Annotated in this window: 18 protein-coding genes and 1 tRNA gene; 12 read left to right on the forward strand and 7 right to left on the reverse strand. The window is 69.4% G+C overall.

The features are described from left to right. The first annotated feature begins 50 nt into the window (after positions 1-50). Together FU260_RS20650 and FU260_RS20655 are read left to right on the forward strand one after the other, a co-directional pair. Positions 51-1,397, forward strand: coding sequence for a D-arabinono-1,4-lactone oxidase (locus tag FU260_RS20650; protein ID WP_147918756.1), 1,347 nt, complete (start codon positions 51-53; stop codon positions 1,395-1,397). Positions 1,398-1,415: 18 nt separating this feature from the next. Next, a complete protein-coding gene (locus tag FU260_RS20655; RefSeq protein ID WP_147918757.1) occupies positions 1,416-2,084 on the forward strand; it encodes a hypothetical protein in 669 nt (222 codons plus the stop codon). 22 nt (positions 2,085-2,106) lie between these two features. Here FU260_RS20655 and FU260_RS20660 read toward each other — a convergent pair whose 3' ends face one another. Continuing rightward, positions 2,107-2,286: a hypothetical protein gene (locus FU260_RS20660; RefSeq protein WP_147918758.1), complete on the reverse strand. Its 180-nt coding sequence runs from the start codon at positions 2,284-2,286 to the stop codon at positions 2,107-2,109. 86 nt (positions 2,287-2,372) lie between these two features. Next, positions 2,373-2,984, reverse strand: a complete 612-nt coding sequence (locus tag FU260_RS20665; protein WP_168211888.1) for a TetR/AcrR family transcriptional regulator — start codon at positions 2,982-2,984, stop codon at positions 2,373-2,375. Positions 2,985-3,151: 167 nt separating this feature from the next. On the opposite strand from FU260_RS20665, the gene FU260_RS20670 reads away from it, so the two are divergent. The 4 genes from FU260_RS20670 (at position 3,152) to FU260_RS20685 (ending at position 5,269) form a co-directional block, all read left to right on the forward strand. After that, on the forward strand, positions 3,152-3,976 hold the full coding sequence (locus FU260_RS20670) for an alpha/beta fold hydrolase (RefSeq protein WP_168211889.1): 825 nt from the start codon (positions 3,152-3,154) through the stop codon (positions 3,974-3,976). A 131-nt stretch (positions 3,977-4,107) separates the two neighbouring features. Next, positions 4,108-4,180, forward strand: a tRNA-Lys gene (locus FU260_RS20675). Between the two features lie 36 nt (positions 4,181-4,216). After that, positions 4,217-4,762: a hypothetical protein gene (locus tag FU260_RS20680; RefSeq protein WP_147918761.1), complete on the forward strand. Its 546-nt coding sequence runs from the start codon at positions 4,217-4,219 to the stop codon at positions 4,760-4,762. A gap of 36 nt (positions 4,763-4,798) precedes the next feature. After that, positions 4,799-5,269 carry an anthrone oxygenase family protein gene (locus FU260_RS20685; protein WP_147918762.1) on the forward strand — a complete coding sequence of 157 codons (471 nt, stop codon included), beginning with the start codon at positions 4,799-4,801 and terminating at the stop codon, positions 5,267-5,269. Between the two features lie 47 nt (positions 5,270-5,316). On the opposite strand, the gene FU260_RS23715 is transcribed toward FU260_RS20685, so the two are convergent. Continuing rightward, positions 5,317-5,481 (reverse strand): hypothetical protein, encoded by a 165-nt coding sequence (locus tag FU260_RS23715; RefSeq protein ID WP_168211890.1) that lies wholly within the window; start codon positions 5,479-5,481, stop codon positions 5,317-5,319. A gap of 153 nt (positions 5,482-5,634) precedes the next feature. Then, entirely contained in the window at positions 5,635-6,783 is a 1,149-nt protein-coding gene (locus FU260_RS20690) for an epoxide hydrolase family protein (RefSeq protein ID WP_147918763.1), read from the reverse strand. A gap of 61 nt (positions 6,784-6,844) precedes the next feature. On the opposite strand from FU260_RS20690, the gene FU260_RS20695 reads away from it, so the two are divergent. Both FU260_RS20695 and FU260_RS20700 read left to right on the forward strand, forming a co-directional pair. Further along, on the forward strand, positions 6,845-7,810 hold the full coding sequence (locus tag FU260_RS20695) for a helix-turn-helix transcriptional regulator (protein WP_147918764.1): 966 nt from the start codon (positions 6,845-6,847) through the stop codon (positions 7,808-7,810). 85 nt (positions 7,811-7,895) lie between these two features. Beyond that, positions 7,896-8,480, forward strand: coding sequence for a hypothetical protein (locus FU260_RS20700; RefSeq protein WP_147918765.1), 585 nt, complete (start codon positions 7,896-7,898; stop codon positions 8,478-8,480). Here FU260_RS20700 and FU260_RS20705 read toward each other — a convergent pair. Continuing rightward, entirely contained in the window at positions 8,470-8,940 is a 471-nt protein-coding gene (locus FU260_RS20705; protein ID WP_147918766.1) for a DUF2871 domain-containing protein, read from the reverse strand. The genes FU260_RS20700 and FU260_RS20705 overlap by 11 nt on opposite strands. A 138-nt stretch (positions 8,941-9,078) precedes the next feature. Here FU260_RS20705 and FU260_RS20710 point away from each other — a divergent pair, with 138 nt between their 5' ends. The 3 genes from FU260_RS20710 (at position 9,079) to FU260_RS20720 (ending at position 12,795) form a co-directional block, all read left to right on the forward strand. After that, positions 9,079-10,719, forward strand: coding sequence for an MFS transporter (locus FU260_RS20710; protein WP_147918767.1), 1,641 nt, complete (start codon positions 9,079-9,081; stop codon positions 10,717-10,719). 28 nt (positions 10,720-10,747) lie between these two features. Further along, positions 10,748-11,353: a hypothetical protein gene (locus FU260_RS20715; RefSeq protein WP_147918768.1), complete on the forward strand. Its 606-nt coding sequence runs from the start codon at positions 10,748-10,750 to the stop codon at positions 11,351-11,353. 122 nt (positions 11,354-11,475) lie between these two features. After that, entirely contained in the window at positions 11,476-12,795 is a 1,320-nt protein-coding gene (locus FU260_RS20720) for a metal-dependent hydrolase family protein (RefSeq protein ID WP_147918769.1), read from the forward strand. Between the two features lie 27 nt (positions 12,796-12,822). Here the strand turns inward: FU260_RS20720 and FU260_RS20725 are convergent, their stop codons facing one another. Next, positions 12,823-13,170 (reverse strand): hypothetical protein, encoded by a 348-nt coding sequence (locus tag FU260_RS20725; RefSeq protein ID WP_147918770.1) that lies wholly within the window; start codon positions 13,168-13,170, stop codon positions 12,823-12,825. Between the two features lie 19 nt (positions 13,171-13,189). On the opposite strand from FU260_RS20725, the gene FU260_RS20730 reads away from it, so the two are divergent. Beyond that, the gene (locus tag FU260_RS20730) at positions 13,190-13,732 is read left to right on the forward strand and encodes a hypothetical protein (protein ID WP_187368437.1); all 543 of its coding nucleotides are present in this window, start codon (positions 13,190-13,192) and stop codon (positions 13,730-13,732) included. A gap of 30 nt (positions 13,733-13,762) precedes the next feature. Here the strand turns inward: FU260_RS20730 and FU260_RS20735 are convergent, their stop codons facing one another. After that, positions 13,763-16,018, reverse strand: coding sequence for an outer membrane protein assembly factor BamB family protein (locus FU260_RS20735; protein ID WP_147918771.1), 2,256 nt, complete (start codon positions 16,016-16,018; stop codon positions 13,763-13,765). Positions 16,019-16,177: the final 159 nt, after the last annotated feature.

Genomic DNA, 16,177 nt, shown 5'->3' on the forward strand with positions numbered 1-16,177 from the left:
TCTCACCCATCCGTTCCACAGCCCGCTTCATCCCCGGGCATGATGGCCTCATGCGTACGCAGACCGAGCCGGAACCACTGTGGCAGAACTGGGCGCGGACGGCGCGTGCTGATCCGCGCCTGTTCGCCGCTCCGGGAAGCCAGGAGGAGGTCGCCCAGCTGGTGCGCGCCGAGGCGGAGCGGGGCGGGCAGGTGCGGGTGGCCGGAGCTGGGCACTCCTTCAGCCCGGCGGCGGTCAGCGACGGTGTGCTGCTGCAGCTGGATAACCTGGACGAGCTGGAATGGGTGGGGCCGCCGGAGTCGGACGGCTCCCGGCTGGTGCGGGTCGGGGCGGGGATCCGGCTGCGCCGGCTGTGCCGGCTACTCGCCCAGCACGGCCTGGCGCTGGAGAACATGGGCGATATCGACGCTCAGTCGGTCGCCGGGGCGATCTCCACCGGGACGCACGGCACTGGCGCCCAGCTGCGCGGGCTGGCCGACCAGGTGCGGGCGGTGCGACTGGTGACCGCGACCGGGCAGGTCCTCGACGCCGATGCCGACCAGAACCGGGATCTGTTCGAGGTCGCCCGGCTGGGTCTGGGCAGCGTGGGAGTGCTGACCGCGGTGACGCTGCGTGGCGTTCCGGCGTTCACCCTCACCGCCGATGAACGGCCCCGCCCGCTCGGGGCGGTGCTGGAGGCTCTCGACGATGATGACGGACCGGTCTGGGGCAACGACCACTTCGAGTTCTACTGGTTCCCGTACACCGATATCGCGTTCACCAAGGCGAACAACAGGGCCGGTGACGCACCCCCGCTGCACCCGGTCCGCCGGTTCTTTGACGATGAGATCGTTGCCAACGGCCTGTTCGAGCTGACCAACCTGCTCTGCACCGCCGGGCGACCGTTCACCCGCGGAGCGAACTTCGTGGCCGCGCGGGCACTCTCGGCACGCAGGTACAGCGGGAGTTCCGCGGAGGTGTTCACCAGCCCACGGCGGGTGCGGTTCCGGGAGATGGAGTACGCGATCCCGGCCGAGGCGGTGGTGCCGGCGCTGCTGGCGGTGGACTCCTGGCTGCGGCGCACCAGGGAGCCGGTGCCGTTCCCGATCGAGGTGCGCTTCGCCGCACCTGACGAGGTATGGCTCTCGACGGCGCAGGGTCGCCAGACCGCGTACGTGGCCGTGCACCAGTACCACCGGCTGGCGTTTGCGCGGTACTTCCGGGCAGTGGAAGACATCATGCGTGCCCACGAAGGGCGCCCGCACTGGGGAAAGATGCACCGGCGCCACGCCGCCGACCTGGCCCCGGTCTATCCCCAGTTCGAGCAGGCCGCGCAGGTGCGCCGGGCCGCTGACCCGGAGGGGCTGTTCGCGAACGACTACACCGACCGGGTGCTCGGCCCCGCGGCACAGCGCTGAGGGGAGTCCGAGCAGCAGGTGTCGACCGAGGCGCACACCCGGCAACAGCGGTGGGAGGACCGGCTCGCTTGGCCGGTGCTGATCGCTGCTCTGGCGTCGGTGCCGGCGGTGTTCCTGACCCTGCTCGGGGAGCCGATGTCCTACTGGGGTGTCGTGGCCAGTGCGGTGGCCGGAGTGGTACTGATGGCGGAGCCGGTGGTGCTGCTCGCGGTCTCGCCGGACAAGCGGGCGTGGTTGCGCCGGAACTGGTGGCTGTTGCTACTGGCGGTCCTCATCGTGCTCAGCGTGGTGTTCGCGCTCGGACCGTTTCAGGTGTTCCGGCTGCTGCGTGCCATCGGGGCGCTCCGGGTGCTGCGGGTGCGGCGGATCATGACCGCCGGGCGGATCCTGGGCAGGCGGGCATCCGGTGGTCCGGGCCGCTGGCCGGCGGTTGCGGCGTCGGTGTTGGTGGCCGTGTTCGTGGCCGTGGTGCTCGCCGACCCGACCTCGACCACCCGGGGGCTGCTGGCGGAGCTGCTGCCGGACGGCTGGATGGTCCCGATCGCCGTCCTGGCCGGGCTGGTGCTGGCCGGGGCCACGTTCGTGGTGGTGCGCAGCCGGGACAGCGCCGAGGAGGACGAGGACGCCGCGGAGGACGAGGATGCCGAGCAGGCCAAGGACGGTCCCACCGCGGATGCCGGGTCCTGATTCGGCGACGAGAGGGTGCCTTTCACAGCTGGATGAGCATCTTGCCCACATTGGCTCCCCGGAACAGGTCGATGAACGCCTCGGGCGCCCGGTCAAGTCCGGTGACGATCGTGGATTCGGCTCGCAGGGTGCCGTCGGCCAGCCAGGTGGCACCCTGCGGGATGAACTCGGCGAAGGTGTCCAGGTGATCGTTGATGAGCATCCCGCGCAGGGTGAGGCCCTTCGCATATGCGCGGAAGAAGTCCGGAGGCCCCGGAGGTATCGGGCGGGCGCTGCCCAGCCAGCCGCTTAGCTCGATTCCTCGGCTGCGATCCCTCGGCGCAGGATCCGGAAGGCTTGTTCGAATAGTGGGGACAGGCCCGGGCGATCCTCTCGCTCGGCCCAGGCGACGAGGACATTGAGGACCGTGGAGGCGACCATCCCGGCGACGATCCGCAGTTCCAGCGGATCCGCGCCGTGGTGGCTTCCGCTCTCGAGCACGGACCGCAGCGCGCCTTCCATGGCATCAGCCTGTTGGTGCATGACTGCGAGGATCTGCGGTTCGTGCCGGATGTAGCTGATCCGATGACGAAGGAACTCACGCTCATCCTCCGCGAGTGCGTCGACGCCCGCCGCCACCTGCCGCAACTGGTTCTCGATCGCCTCAAGGGCTGGTCCTCGTTGGAGACCAGCGGCAATGCCAGCCATCAGGCCCCGGTCATGCTCGTCCCAGAGCACCACCCGCTCCTTGACGCCGAAGTAGCGGTAGATCGAGCTGGGCGAGACGCCTGCTTCGGCGGCGATCTGCTCCACCGTGACCTTCTCGTACCCCTCAGCATCGAAAAGATCCAGGGCGACTCGTTGGATGTGTCGCATCGCGGTGAGCTTCCGGCGCTCCCACGCCCCCAATTTCTCACTCATCCTCATCACCCTAGCCCGGAACCTCGCAAACCTGAAAGTCACTTGCAAGTATCGAGCATCTGCGCTACCTTCACTACCTGACAGTAACTTTCAGGTTTGGAGCCGATCGCATGCCATCCTCGACCGCCGCCTCAGCCTTCGTGAGTCCCCAGTGGCAGAGGAGGTTCATGGACCACTACGAGCATGTGCTGCTCAGCTGGCCCGCCCACGAGCGGACGCTGGTCTCCCATCGTTATGGACACACCGGTGTGCTCGTCGCCGGCGATCTGCACCACCCCCCGTTGGTACTGCTGCACGGGCGCTACACCCCCGCCCCCAGCTGGACGCCGCTGATCCACGAGCTGGCCTCCCGATACCGGGTCTATGTCATCGACACCATCGGTGAGCCCGGCATCAGCGTCAATGACGGCGCACGGATCCGCACGACCGAGGACTACCTCGCGTCGCTGATCAACACCCTGAACGGCCTCGGCCTGACGGCAGCTCATCTGTGCGGGTACTCGTTCGGCGGGTGGCTCGCCGCTCAGCTCGCGGTGCGGCACCCCGACCGCGTCGCCTCGTTGACCCTGTTGGATCCCGCCCAGGTATTCGCGCCCTTCAGCCTGCGCTGGCTGCTGCACTGCGTTCCGCCGTACCTCTTCCCCCGCGAGTCGACCGTCAAGCGGTTCTTCAGCTGGGCCGGGCAAGGCCTCTCCGGTCACGAGGACATCGTCGAACTGGGAACACTGGCCATGCTCTCGTTCCGGATCAAAGCCCCGGAGGCCTCCTTGGTGCCCAAGGAGCAGCTGCGCGGGCTCACTATGCCGGTCCAGCAACTGCTGGCGGAGCACTCGGTCGTCCACTCTCCCGGCCGCGTCCGGCAGAGCGCCGAGCGCATCAACCCGGCGGTAAGAACGCTCCTGGTTCGCGACAGCTCACACTTCCTCATCCAGAACCAGCCCGCCCAGATACTCGAGGCGCTCGATCACCTCACTGCTGTCGCCACCCCGTAGCCGGGAGGTGAGCGCCCCACCGGCGAGCGAGACCCCTGGTCGGGGCTACGGACCGTGGCCTGTGGTCCGCTACAGTGACCGGGTGCCGGTCTCCCGCCGGCGCTCACGACGGACGCTGTCGAGGCGGCCGCGGGCCTCTAGCTCAATGGGTAGAGCAACGGACTTTTAATCCGTGGGTTGTGGGTTCGAGCCCCACGGGGCCCACTTGCCGTAGTGACGTACTCCCTGCCAGAGGCATCGATGATCACTGACTTCCTCCGCGACCAGGCGTTCGCGATCGCCTGGCTGGCGCTGATGGCCGCTGGGTGGTTCGGCTGGGCGCAGGAGGATCCGAAACCGCGGCTACGCGGAGTCTGGGGCGCGGGATCCGTCGCCGGTTTCCTGCTCGCGATCGCCTTCGGGCTGCTGGTCTGGCAGAACTGGGACACGCCCTCGGCGCTCGATGGCCGCTACTGGGTGTTCGGTGTGGTGGTGCTCGCCGAGATTCTGCTCATCGGTGGCGGCTGCCTGGTGCTTGCCCGGCGGGGGCAGAGCCGGTGGTACGGGTGGTGGATCGGCCTCTGCGTCGCACTGCACTTCGTACCCTTGGCCTGGGTGTTCGCCGATTGGTCCTACCTCGCCCTGACCGCACTCCAGGTACTCGGACTGCTCGCGATGCGCCCGGCCCTCTCCCGGGCGGAGTACGCCACCAGCCGGTGGACGTGCCCGTGGATCGCGGCAACGTTCCTCCTCTATGCGGGCCTCTCGGCCGTCGTCTTCCTCCTCCAGCACGGCTACCCGTTCTGAACCCCGTGAGAATCCACCACCAGCGAAGGAACTCGGATGAACCCGATCGACACGGCAGTGCTCGCCGCAGCACTGGTCTGGAACGGCCTGCTCGCGGGGCTGTTCTTCGCGTTCGCCTGCGCGATCGTTCCTGGCCTCCGGCGGGTCGATGACCACACGTATGTGACGGCGTTCCGCGCGATCAACCAGGCGATCGTGAACGCCGTCTTCCTCCTCGTGTTCCTCGGTGCTCCGCTGCTCGCAGCTGTCACCGTGGTGCTCCGTCCCGCCGACGTGGCCCTTCCGTGGCTGATCGCCGGACTCGTCTGCGCGATCGCCACGTTCGCGATCACGGTCGGGGTGAACGTGCCGTTGAACCGGCGCCTGGACGACGCCGCCGTGCAGACCGCTGCGGAGCTGGCGGCCGCGCGCGGCGGGTTCGAGCGCAGGTGGAACGCGGCGCACCTGGTTCGCACTCTGACCGGCATCGGTGCGGTCGCGTTCTTGGCGATCGCCGTCCTGGTCTGACTCACTGGCGCCGGGTTCGGGACTGGCCCGCCGGCTCGCCTACGCGATCAGCGCGTGGTTCCACTCGTCTTCCGCTTCAGCCACAGGAAGATCGCGGTGACCACGAAGAGCACGATGCCCACGAACGTCAACCAGAGCAGCCCCTTGATCACGAACCCGAGAACCGACAGCACGAGCCACGCGATCAACAGAAACGCCAGGAAACCACCCATCAGGTGAGCATAGGGTTTTGCCGTAGTGATCACCAGGGAGACCGGCATGGTCCAGGCGAGTCCCGCCGTCGGCGGTCTCGAGAAGACCTCACCAGGCAGGACCGGGCCGAGTGCGATCCACCCGACCCGGCCCCAGCACTATCCCGACGCCGCTCAGCGCACCTTCCGGAAGAACGACCGAACGTCCTCCACGAGCAGGTCCGGCGCCTCCATCGCCGCAAAGTGTCCGCCGCGATCGAACTCGGACCAGTGCACGATGTGGTGCTCCCGCTCGGCGATCGCTCGCACTCCGGAGTCGTTCGGGAACACCGCGACGCCGGAGGGCACCTCGGAGCGATCAGCGGACTGACCCCAGGTGGCTGCCTCCTCCTTGTACAGCCGCGCGGCGGAGGTGGCCGTCCCGGTGAACCAGTACACGCTGATATTGGTGAGCAGCTGGTCCAGGGAGACCGCATCCTCGGGCAGCTCGTGCGCGGGGTCGGTCCACTCCTGGAACTTTTCGATGATCCAAGCAAGCTGGCCCGCCGGGGAATCCGCGAGTCCCACACCGAGGGTCTGCGGCCGAGTGGACTGGATCATCGCGTACCCGGCACTGTCGAACATCTTCGCCTCCTCCTGCGCCAGTCGCTCCTGCTCGGCGGTGGTCAGCCCGGCGAGCTCCTCGGGATCTCCGGAGGGGGTACCCAGGCCACCGTTGACGTGCACGCCGATCACCTGCTCGGGCGCGATCCTGCCGACCGCGGGTGAGACGACCGAGCCGGTGTCCCCGCCCTGGGTGCCGTAGCGGGTGTAGCCGAGCCGGCGCATCAGCTCCGCCCACGCCCGGGCGATCCGGGCGATGTTCCAGCCGGGTTCGGTGGTCGGGCCGGAGAAGGCGAAGCCCGGGAGCGACGGGGCGACCACGTGGAAGGCGTCGGCGGCATCGCCGCCGTGGGCGACCGGGTCGGTGAGCGGGCCGATGATCTCCAGGAACTCGACCACCGATCCGGGCCAGCCGTGGGTGAGCAGCAGCGGGGTCGCCTCCGGCTCGGGCGAGCGGGCGTGCAGGAAGTGGATGTTCTGTCCGTCGATCTCGGTGGTGAACTGCGGAATCTCGTTCAGCGCCGCCTCCCAGAGCCGCCAGTCGTAGTCGGTGTGCCAGTATTCGGCGATCCGGCGCAGGTAGTTGGTCGGTGCGCCGTAGGACCAGCCGACGTCGGCGAGCTCGTCCGGCCAGCGGGTGTCGGCCAGCCGGCGGTGCAGGTCGTCGATCTCGGTCTGCGGGATGTCGATGCGGAACGGGCGGATCTCTTCTGTGTGCATATTTCAACGCTAACTATCGTTCAGGACAGCTTTTGTCCTGAACGTCGGAGAGAATGAATCCATGCTCGACACTTCGGCCCGTTTGCTCCATCTGCTCTCCCTGCTACAGCTGCGTCAGGAGTGGTCCGGTGACAGCCTTGCCTCTCGGCTCGAGGTGGACGTGCGCACGGTCCGCCGGGACATCGACAAGCTACGCAGCCTCGGCTATCCGGTGGACTCCACCCGCGGGACCGCGGGCGGCTATCGGCTCGCCGCCGGCACATCGATGCCACCGCTGCTGCTGGACGATGAGGAGGCGGTAGCGGTGGCGATCGGACTCCGCGGGGCGGCGGTCGGCGCGGTCTCCGGTGTGGGCGAGACCGCGGTGAGCGCCCTGCTGAAGCTGGAGCAGGTGCTGCCCTCCAGGCTTCGCCATCGGGTCCAGGCGCTGCATGCGGCCACGGTGTCCCTCGGCGGCGGCGAAGACGCTGTGGACCCGGAGATGCTCACCATCATCGCGGCTGCGTGTCGCGACCAGCAGCGGCTCAGGTTCCGGTACCGGGGTTCGCAGCACCAGCGCGAGGTCGAGCCGCTCCGGCTGGTGCACACCCCGCACCGGTGGTATCTGGTCGCTTGGGATGTCGACCGGTCCGGCTGGCGCACCTATCGGGTGGACCGGATCGACGCCCCACCCTCGACCGGCCGGCGATTCACCCCACGCCCTCCCCCGGCCAAGGATCTCGGCGCCTACGTCTCCACGGCGATCTCCTCCGCGCCGTACACCCACCAGGCCCGGCTCCTGCTGCACACCTCTGCCGCCCAGGCGACCGCCCGGATCTCCCCGACGGTCGGGCGGATCGAAGCCGTCGGCGAGGCGACGTGCCTGCTGCGCACCGGATCGCACTCGCTCGACGAGATCGCGATCTACGTGGCGCTGATGGACGTCGACTTTGACGTCCTCGACCCCCCGGAGCTCGCCGAGCGGATTCAGACCGTAGCCCGCCGACTCACCGCCGTGACGCACCTGCCCTCCCACGGAGCGAACTAGGCACGCCCACCCACCGCGCCGCGGGAACGCCTGCTGCTACTCTCCTGTCCGTCCCAGACAACTCCACACCCGAAAGGCCGTCCCCGTGCGACCTGACAACGGCGCCCTCGCCGCCCATCCCGAGCAGTTCGAGTTCGGCCAGTCGACCGCGAAGACGCTCACCTTCGCCACCGTGTCGGCGGTGCTGCTGATCGGGGCGATCCTGGTGGTGCTGAACTTCGACGCGGTGCAGCAGGTCGGGGCGGACATGCGCGGCCGGCGGGCCCGGGTGCTGGCCCCGTACTTCGGCTACATCCTGATCGGGCTGGCGCTGGTCTTCGGGATCTGGGCCGCGCTGCACGCCACCCGGACCGGCACCTGGAAGATGCGCAACGGAGCGTCGCTGACGCAACAGAGCTGGGTACTCGCCGGTGACCTGAACGAGGCCCACCAGCGGTTGGCCACCGCCGACCCGCGCATCTATCTGCCGCTGCCGGTCTCCCGCCAGGCCGATGCCGCCCGCCGGCGACTGCGCGTCTACACGGTCGACGGCGCCCCGGCCACCTACCTCACGCTGACCGCCGGCGTGGGAAGGAATGAACAGCACCTCCCGGTGATCGCCTTCGAGGGCCCTGCCCATGAGGCGTTCCAGCAAGTCAAGGGCCGACTCCGCAAGCCGTTCACTGGCTGACCGCGGACTGCGCCGCTGCGACCTGCGCACCACCACTACCGAGCTTGCCGCTGCCGACCACGGCCCGGCGCAGCGCCAGGAACAGCAGCACCATTCCGGCGGTGACGAGCATGTGCCCCAGGCCGGCAATGCCGGCGATCATCGCAGTGGACTCCTGGCCGAGAACGGTCAGCGAGCCGTGCCAGATGAGCATCGCCGAGGTGAGCACCACACCGGCGTTGTAGAGCCAGAAGAACCAGGCGAACAGGCGGCGGCTGGCACTGAGGGTGAACACCTTCTCCAGCGCGAGCACGATCAGCAGCACGATGAAGCCGAGGGTCAGCAGGTGCGTGTGCGCCAGACCCAGCTGGGTGAACGCGCCCTCGGGGAAGTCGTTGGCCTTGGTGAACTCCCGATAGAACAGCCCCGAGGCCACCCCGATCACCATGTAGGCGAATGCGGCGTAGAACAGCTTCTTCATGATCGTCCTGACTTCTCGTCGTGGTTGGTGCCTCTATGGCACCCCGCGGAGCCAGTCCTGCGCAGCGCCCATTCGGTCGGCGCAGACTCCATCGTTCGATGGATTCGCCATCGACGCAGTTGGTGACACACTGTCAGAATGAGCGCTTCCGAAGCGCAGGTCGGTGCGCCGACCCGACGAGACTGGCTCGGCTTGGCCACGCTCTCGGTCGGACTGGGCATGATCGTGCTGGACGGCACGATCGTGGCCGTGGCACTGCCGGCAATCATCGCCGACCTCGATCTGGACCTGACCGACGCCCAGTGGGTGAACAGCAGCTACGCCGTCGTACTCGCCGCCTTCCTCCTGGCAGCCGGGAAGCTGGCGGACCGGTGGGGGCGGCGCCGGATGTTCCTCGCCGGTCTGGTCGTCTTCATCACCGGGAGCGTGCTCGCCGCGCTGGCCGACAGCGCGGGCGCCCTGATCAGCGCGCGTGTGGTCCAGGCGCTCGGGGCCGCTGGCATCATGCCCTCGACGCTGTCCACGGTGAACGCGACCTTCCGCGGTCGGTACCGGGCGGCGGCCTTCGGGGTGTGGGGCGCGGTGATCTCCGGAGCGGCAGCCGTCGGCCCGTTGGCGGGCGGGGCACTGACCAGCTACGCCTCGTGGCGGTGGATCTTCCTGGTGAACGTGCCGGTGTGTGCCGTGGTGCTGCTCGCCGCGACGGTCACTGTGCGGCCCACTCACGGTGTCACACCGGCGCAGGGTGCGGATGTGGCCGGTGCCCTGCTCTCCGGGATCGGTCTCGGTGCCCTGGTGTTCGCGGTGATCGAGGGCCCGAAGCTGGGGTGGTGGGCCCCGCAGGCGGAGCTGACCGTGCTGGGCAGTACCTGGCCTGCCGACGCGCCGATCTCGGTGGTGCCCGTGCTGCTCGCGGTCGCAGTGGTGTTCCTGATCCTGTTCGTGGCCTGGGAGCGGCACCGCCGCCGGGTGCGCCGATCCGCGCTCCTGGACCTGACCCTGTTCCGGTTGCCCACCTTCACCTGGGGCAACCTGACCGCCGCAGCGGTCGCCGTGGGTGAGTTCGCGATCGTCTTCACCCTGCCGCTGTACTTGGTGAATGCTCGCGGGTTGAGCGTGATGGCGGCCGGTGGGGTGCTGGCCGCGATGGCGCTCGGGGCGTTCGGCGCCGGTGCGGCGGCCCGGCATCTCGCCGACCGCATCGGAACTCCCGGCGTGGTGCTCGCCGGGCTCGGTCTGGAGGTTGTCGGGGCCGGACTGGTCGTTCTCGCCGCGGGCCCGACGACCCCGGCCGGGCTGATCGCCGCACCACTGGTGCTGTACGGGCTCGGGCTCGGCCTCGCGTCCGCGCAGCTCACCGGCACCGTTCTGCGCGATGTGCCCACCGAGATGTCGGGTCAAGGGTCGGCAACGCAGAGCACAGTGCGCCAGGTGGGTTCCGCACTCGGCACAGCCCTAGCCGGCAGCGCGCTCTCCGTCGCGCTGGCGCTCACCCTGCCGAGTGCGCTCGCGGCGGCAGGCGTACCCGGGACTTCCGCCGACCAGGTCGCCACCACCACCCGGACCAGCGCCGGGTCCACGATCGCTCAGCTGCGCGATGCCGGAGCGGCGAGCCCGTTCGGCAGCAACACTGACCAGGTGGTGGCTGCGCTCATCCAGGGTTTCGCCGACGCGACCCGGATCACCGTGGCGTTCGCGGCCGTGTTCCTGCTCATCGGCCTGGCCGGGGCGGTGCGGGTCTGGCTGGTCGCCCGCCGCCCCGCGTCGGCCGCCGAATGAGGCGGGCCGGCCGGGTTACCGTGGCCCCATGCGAATGCGGGTCAAGCTGCTCATCTGGGGCGGGCTGGTGCTGGTGTGGGCGGGCGCGCTGGTGCTCGGCTGGGGCAACGCTGAGTCCGACACCGCCGACCCGTTACTCTCCCTCGGCTCGGCCCGGGACCTGATCCCGGAGGCGAACCCGGATATCCCGAACTCCAGCTACTACCTGGCCACCGGTCATCTGCTCGTGCTGGTGGCGGTCACCGCAGCCGCGGTGCTGCTGCCGCTCGCCGGTGGCCGGCTGCGGATCGTGGCCGGTCTGCTCACCCTGGCTGCCGGGGGCTGGCTCGGCTATGTCACCTATACCGGTGAGACTGCCGACGGCGGATGGTCGCCTCTCGCCGGGTACGTCACCGCCGGGGTGCTCGCCCTGGTCGCGGTGCTGTACCTGGCCGGGCGCCCAGGGCCGGTGGGGGTGGGTGCCGGTCTGCTCGCCCTGGCCGGAGCAGCGTGGAACACGAACGCCGTGGTGGAGCTACTGCTCCCGCACGGCCGCCCCGGCCTCGGGTCGATCGCCCTGACCATCGCCTTCCTGGTGGTCGCCGGCGGGTGCTTCGCCGTGCTCGGCGAACGTCCCCGCCGGCGCAGGAACTGAGCCGACCGCCGGTCGCCGAGATGAGTCGCACGCTCTCACCCGGACCTCCGCGCACGCGCCAGGTGTAGCGTGACCGGCCGGGAGAGGACCCGGCGCGCGGGCCCCACCCGATGGAGGGCCAGATGAGCATGCCGTTGGCACTGATCGACGTCACCGTGATCACCGGGGACCAGGAGGGCACCACGCGCCCCGGCACCACTGTGCTGGTGGGACCAGGCGGCACTATCGACAGGGTCGGCCGCACCGAGGAGGTCGAGGTCCCCACCGGCTACCGCCGCATCGACTCCGCCGGGCGGTTCCTCATGCCGGGTCTGATCAACGCGCACGCGCACCTGTTCTCCGACGGTAAGCCCCTGCCACCGGTACTGATGAACGAGAAGGCGGAGAAGGCGGTGACCGTGTTCTTCCGCAGCCCCCTTGGCAAGCGTTACCTGAAGTGGCGCACCAAGACCGCCGTCCTCACCCAGCTGAAGACCGGCGTCACCACGATCCGCAGCCTCGGAGACGTACGCTACGAAGCCGTCACGATCGCGAACGAGATCGAGGCCGGCGACTATCCCGGGCCGCGACTGCTGGCGTCCGGGCCGCTGCTGGCCGTCAGCGGCGGGCACGGCGCGCCACAGATCGCCCTGGTCAGCGACAACCCGTGGGACGCCCGCCGGAACGTGCGGATCAACCTGCGAGGCGGCGTCACCGCAATCAAGATCTCCGCGACCGGAGGGGTCACCGATGCGAAGACGATCGGCGAGGCCGGCCGGCCGCAGATGACCGAGGAGGAGATGCGCGCGATCTGCGAGGAAGCGCACAACGCCGGCGTCCTCGTCGCCGCGCACGCGCAGAGCAAGGAGGGCATCCTGGCGTCGCTGCGCGCCGGGGTGGACACGATCGAGCACGGCGCCACTCTCACCGACGAGATCGTCGAGCTGTTTCACCACAACCCACGCTCTCTGCACGGCTCCTCAGCGTTCATCCCCACCTTCCAGGCCTGCCTGCCGCTGGTGAAGACGGCCCCGGAAGTCACCGGGATCAACGCGGTGAACAAGGCCAACGCCGAGATCGTGCTGGAGGAGATGCTCGCCGGCCTGGCCGCCGCCGTCGAGAACGACGTGACGATCGGGATGGGCACGGACTCGGCGCTGACCTTCGTGACCCACTACAACACGTGGCGGGAGATCGACTATCTGATCCGGTACGGCGGGCTGAGCCCCGCCCGCGCCTTGCACGCAGCCACCCAGGCGAACGCCGGCCTGCTCGGGCTACGGGCGGAGACCGGCGCCGTCGAAGCGGGCCTGAGCGCCGACCTGCTGCTCACCGACACCAACCCGCTCGAGGACATCCGCACCCTCGCTTCGCCTCGGGCGGTGATTGCCCGGGGCCAGCTCGTCGAAGACCTGGTGGTCGAGCGCTTCGACGAGATCGACGCTGTGCTCGACTCGATCTGAGTCCGTCCTGGCACCAGGACGTTCGGATCAGCGGTTCGGGTCGCGATACTTGGCCATCGGGTCCTGCTGACCCAGGTCGTTCAGCCCGGCGCTGTCCCCATACCCCTGCGCCGGACCGCTCTGCGGAACCTGCGTGGCGTAGGCCGAGGTCTCGCGCTGCTTGTGCTTGTTCAGGGTGAGCACCCGCCAGGTCAGCGCGGCACACCCGGCGAGCGCTATCACCATGATCATCGGGATCATCTGTCCCACGGTGATGATCTCGAACACCATCGCCAGCATGATCGCGCTCAGCAGCGCCCCCTCCACCAGGGCGAAGCCGATCAGGAATCTAGTGAACGCTCTTCCGGCGGAGGGCCCGGGCGGGATCTGACTCATGCGCCCTATCATCGCCAGGGTGACCGGCGTTGACAATCGGCAGCTCTCCCCATCGGCGGGCAGCAGGGCGCGTCACCGGGGGGCATTGGCCCGATTCTGGGTGAACCGGCTGAACGGTGCCACTGCGGCCGGGGTACTGATCGCCCGCGCCGGCGGCGCCCGGCTGCGCACGGGCCCAGACCGGTTGCTCCTCGCCGAGGGTTACCGGTGGTCGTTCCCCACCGGTGGTGCGTTCACCGTCGGGGACGTGGTGATCAGCCGGTACGACCTGGACCGGCTGAGCCGACGTCATCCCCGGGTGCTCCGCCACGAGGAACGGCACAGCCGGCAGTGGATGGCTCTTGGGCCACTGTTCCTCCCGCTCTACCTGCTCGCGATGGCGTGGTCCTGGCTGCGCACCGGAGACCGGGCGGCGGCCTGCTGGTTCGAGGTATCCGCTGGGCTGGCCGACGGCGGCTACCGCCGGCTGCCCACTCGGCCGTTCGGCCACGCGCTCCGCGAGCTGGCGCACCTGACCCCGCTCACCAGGCCGCACCGGAGGGGGCCTCGCCGCCACCGCTGACCGGCAGCGGCGAGGCCCAGTACCCGGCGATCAGGCCTGCAGGTCGACCACTCCGTAGAGCACACCGTCCTGCCCGCCGACCACGAGCACCTGCTCCGCGCCGGAGCCGACGATCGCCGCGGTGGACTGGGTGTAGCAGGTGAGCACCTGCAGCACCTGCTCCGCTGACTCCTCCTCGAGGTCGATCCGGGCGAGTGCCCCGCTCTGCGACACCAGCCAGTACACCCCGTCCTCGTCCGGACTCGGCACCGGTTGAGCGGCGAAGTTGCGCGGCACCGCATCGGCATGCCACGTCTGCTGGCCATTATCGGGATCGAACAGGTGCACCGAACCGGCGAAGCCGTCCACCAGGAGGATCCCCTGGTCGGTCAGCGTGGGTGGGGTGTAGACCACCTGCTGCAGCTCCAGGTCATCACCCTCGCCCAGCCACACCTGCTCACCGGTGGCGCCGTCCAGGGCGACGGCGTTGCTGAACCGGGTGAACAGCACCGCACCCTCGGCCAGGATCCGCACGTAGCAGGCCCACGGCCCGTACAGCACAGTGCCATAGCGGGTGTCTTTATCGGTGAGCTGCTTGCGCCAGACCTCCTCGCCGGTGCGGGCGTCGAAGGCGTAGGCGTTCCCATCGCCGCTGCCCGCGTACACCCGCTCACCGTCACACTCCGGCCGCCCGGCGTAGATCCCGTTCAGCTCGGCCGTCCACTGCACTTGACCGGTCAGGTCCAGGCACGCCAGTTGCTGGCCGATGGAGAGGAGGATCCGCGGTTCGTCGTCGACCTCCGCGATCGCGAGATCACCGGCCAGGGGCGCCCCCAGATCGACCGACCAGCGGGCGTATCCGGTGGCCGGATCGAGGCCATACAGGTGGTGGTCGGTCGACGGCACCAGCAACGTCTCGCCGTCGGGGCTGAACACCGGCGCCCGGTACACCGGGCCGATGCTGGAACGCCACTGTGGCCGGTTCGAGCGGTGGGTCGGCTTGAACGCCGCCACCTCACCCTTCGTGGTCGCCGCCACCACCAGGCCGTCCCGGGAGGCGAGGCCGCCCTGGATCCGCCCCTCGAGGCTGGTGCTCCAGCCGATCCGCGCCGAGGTGACCGGCAGCTCGAACTCGGCCACGTCGTCGTAGAGCGCCTCGTCCTCCCCCACCACCCGGACCTCGAGCTTGTGCCGGCCCGGGGGCAGATCGGAGACGTCCACCTGCCCGGTCCACCGGCGTGACGGGCGACCCGAGGGTTCCAGCTCGGACCAACCGCCGTCGATCTTCCCGTACGCATACGGGTAGGGCCGGGCCTTCACCTCGGCCACTGCGGCCCGGTGGGGAACATCCACCCGCAGCTCCACAGCGGAGTGGTCCGGCCGGGCCCGAGTCCGCACCGGTCCCAGCGCGTCCCGCCCCGGGCCGGCCAGGGAGATGGTGGTGAGCTTCTCCTCGGTGACGTCCCCCTCCTCGGGCACGGTGACTTCGGTGACCTCCAGCACCGGCCCGTCCTCGCCGTCGGTCTCCTCGATCCAGTAGTAGTACGGGCCGTTCTTCAGCGAGTTCCCCATCACCTGGGTGGCGCCGTTGTAGGTGGAGACGTTCGTGACGTGCCGGTGGCCGGCGAAGATGGCCCGCACCGGGTAGGGCTCGATCAGGCTGAGCAGCTCGTGATCGTTCTGGACGTAGTTCCAGTCCGCGCTCATCGGGAAGTGCAGGAACAGCACGATCGGGGTGCCGTGGGGCACCTGGCGCAGCTCCCGCTTCAGCCAGCCGAGCAGCTCGGCGTCGAAGTACCAGCCCCACTCCATCATCACCAGCGGGTCCAGGCCGATCACGTGCAGCCCGCCGGAGGCGAAGCTGTACCGGCGCGCGTCGAGGTGATCGTCGTAGGCCTCCAGCGCGTCCACGAGGTACTGGTTCTCGTGGTTGCCCGGCACCTCCTTCATCCGGCCCTGCAGCGCGTCCGGGATGGTGTCGGTGTAGAGCTGGAACTCGTCGGCGGCACCGAGGTCGGTGATGTCGCCGCAGTTCAGCACGAACGCCGGGTCGCGATCGGCGATCTCGGTCAAGATCCGCTCCAGCGACGCGGTCCGGTCCGGCTCCTGGACGTTCACGTGCGTATCGGTGACCATCGCGAAGGCGTGGCGCTCGCCACCGCCTCCGCCGCCACCCACAGCGTGCACGCGGGACCCGGTCACGGCCACGCCGAGCGCGCCGATCCCGCCTCCGACGAGCACAGAGCGCCGGCTGACCGAGGGCAGCGCGGTGCTGGTAGTGGCTTCGGGCATCGTGTTCTCTGACATCGAAATGTTTCTCCTTCTCGGCGGAGCTCACCGGCGCGCGCAGCACCCAGGCAGCGTCGCCGCCACCTGCAGCAGCCGCGGCCCCAGCGGCTCGTATCCTCGGACAGTCAGGCTGTGTGCTTACCCCACCTCTCTGGTGTCCCCTGCTTCTCTGGCGCG

It is taken from the genome of Ruania zhangjianzhongii, assembly GCF_008000995.1.
GTDB classification, from domain to species: Bacteria; Actinomycetota; Actinomycetes; order Actinomycetales; family Beutenbergiaceae; genus Ruania; species Ruania zhangjianzhongii.

What these genes read in the sequence shown, in the direction of transcription:
- FU260_RS20650 (WP_147918756.1), top strand. Translation starts at nt 51, where the DNA reads ATGCGTACGCAGACCGAGCCGGAACCACTGTGGCAGAACTGGGCGCGG.
- FU260_RS20660 (WP_147918758.1), bottom strand. Translation starts at nt 2,286, where the DNA reads ATGCTCATCAACGATCACCTGGACACCTTCGCCGAGTTCATCCCGCAG.
- FU260_RS20665 (WP_168211888.1), bottom strand. Translation starts at nt 2,984, where the DNA reads ATGAGTGAGAAATTGGGGGCGTGGGAGCGCCGGAAGCTCACCGCGATG.
- FU260_RS20670 (WP_168211889.1), top strand. Translation starts at nt 3,152, where the DNA reads ATGGACCACTACGAGCATGTGCTGCTCAGCTGGCCCGCCCACGAGCGG.
- FU260_RS20680 (WP_147918761.1), top strand. Translation starts at nt 4,217, where the DNA reads ATGATCACTGACTTCCTCCGCGACCAGGCGTTCGCGATCGCCTGGCTG.
- FU260_RS20685 (WP_147918762.1), top strand. Translation starts at nt 4,799, where the DNA reads ATGAACCCGATCGACACGGCAGTGCTCGCCGCAGCACTGGTCTGGAAC.
- FU260_RS23715 (WP_168211890.1), bottom strand. Translation starts at nt 5,481, where the DNA reads ATGGGTGGTTTCCTGGCGTTTCTGTTGATCGCGTGGCTCGTGCTGTCG.
- FU260_RS20690 (WP_147918763.1), bottom strand. Translation starts at nt 6,783, where the DNA reads ATGCACACAGAAGAGATCCGCCCGTTCCGCATCGACATCCCGCAGACC.
- FU260_RS20695 (WP_147918764.1), top strand. Translation starts at nt 6,845, where the DNA reads ATGCTCGACACTTCGGCCCGTTTGCTCCATCTGCTCTCCCTGCTACAG.
- FU260_RS20705 (WP_147918766.1), bottom strand. Translation starts at nt 8,940, where the DNA reads ATGAAGAAGCTGTTCTACGCCGCATTCGCCTACATGGTGATCGGGGTG.
- FU260_RS20710 (WP_147918767.1), top strand. Translation starts at nt 9,079, where the DNA reads ATGAGCGCTTCCGAAGCGCAGGTCGGTGCGCCGACCCGACGAGACTGG.
- FU260_RS20715 (WP_147918768.1), top strand. Translation starts at nt 10,748, where the DNA reads ATGCGAATGCGGGTCAAGCTGCTCATCTGGGGCGGGCTGGTGCTGGTG.
- FU260_RS20720 (WP_147918769.1), top strand. Translation starts at nt 11,476, where the DNA reads ATGAGCATGCCGTTGGCACTGATCGACGTCACCGTGATCACCGGGGAC.
- FU260_RS20725 (WP_147918770.1), bottom strand. Translation starts at nt 13,170, where the DNA reads ATGAGTCAGATCCCGCCCGGGCCCTCCGCCGGAAGAGCGTTCACTAGA.
- FU260_RS20735 (WP_147918771.1), bottom strand. Translation starts at nt 16,018, where the DNA reads ATGTCAGAGAACACGATGCCCGAAGCCACTACCAGCACCGCGCTGCCC.